This is a genomic window from Xanthomonas pisi DSM 18956, assembly GCF_001010415.1.
In the GTDB taxonomy this organism is placed as follows: domain Bacteria; phylum Pseudomonadota; class Gammaproteobacteria; order Xanthomonadales; family Xanthomonadaceae; genus Xanthomonas; species Xanthomonas pisi.
In genome coordinates this window covers 1-527 of sequence record NZ_JPLE01000307.1, presented here as the reverse complement: position 1 = coordinate 527, position 527 = coordinate 1, and the positions used below count along the sequence as shown (strand labels likewise).

General features: G+C 50.9%; 1 protein-coding gene. It reads right to left on the bottom strand.

What is annotated here, in order from left to right; translation table 11 throughout:
* The coding region (locus Y887_RS19870; RefSeq protein WP_157004365.1) for an LPD1 domain-containing protein at positions 1 to 527 on the bottom strand (527 nt) is incomplete at both ends.

The window sequence follows — 527 nt, the reverse complement described above, 5'->3', positions numbered from 1 at the left end:
GCCTTACGGATATTGACCAGATAATCATTCTCCACGCCAGCCATACGCGCCTTATCCTGAACATAACGCTCAAAGGCACGTGCCGCCATTTCAACATCCGTTGACCAGTACGGTTTTGAGCGCACCTCATCAAGAAGCGCTGAACGACGCGGCATGTCACTGTTTTTAATGGCCTGAATCACACCTTTAAAAGCGTCGTAAACCTCCTGACGTACCGGATATTCAGCATCAACATACCTGCCGTCTTTAAATATGCGCCTGACACGCTGTGCTTCCGTCATAAAGTCGCCACCTGACGTAATTTTCCCGTCACTGGAAACGTCATAACGACCAAAATAATTATCCAGAGAATGGAACCATTCGTGCGCCAGCGCACCCGGTCCGTTACCTTTTGTCAGGTTGATTGCCACCTCACCTGACTCATAGTGTGCCGCCGCCTTACCCTTACCACGGGCACCAAAAGCAAGCCCAAGACGACCGTTCAGAGAAAGCGCTTTTGTCGGTACATTCAGCACGTCAGCCAGGTC